At 45.6% G+C, this 518-nt stretch carries 1 pseudogene; it reads right to left on the bottom strand.

Annotated elements, in window-relative coordinates:
- Positions 1–31: 31 nt before the first annotated feature.
- Positions 32–518: pseudogene (locus tag ACFI6J_RS21585) on the bottom strand (ISAs1-like element ISAma3 family transposase); the annotation flags it as partial.

The following is a 518-nucleotide window of genomic DNA, read 5'->3' on the forward strand; positions in this document are numbered from 1 at the left end:
CTTACAGGGCAAAATCATACTTGAATGAAATTTAAGCAAACAAGAGTTTTTCCCTGACTTCATCAGACCACGCCGCCTGCTTCAGCTTACCTTTCATACTGTCTTTAATAGGACTCAAGCGTGCTAAATTCATTGCAAAGCGGCGGAAGGTTGCCATATTTTCGGGCGCATCGCCGCGTCTGATGCGGGAGTAGTCCTCTCGATACGTCATATCCAGTACCCAATGTGATGCATTTTCTATCGACCAATGGCTGCGAATTGCTTTTGCAATTTGAGGTAAGTTAACCTCCAAGGAACTGATGTAATAAGCGGTCTCACTCGTTTCCTTATCTTTAAGGTAGCGTTTTCGGGTGACTTCAATGACCGACTTAATATTCGTCCAGCCTTGGCTTTGCGTCAACCAAGGCGTAATGGGGAGCTGAACGTAGGTACGCTCCTCGATGCGTCCATGACCATCATTGGTTAAGGTTAAACTGTTTGTCTTGATATCTTGTGGAGTATCACGCCGTGTCTTGTGA

This window comes from Alteromonas sp. G4i13, from assembly GCF_054960505.1.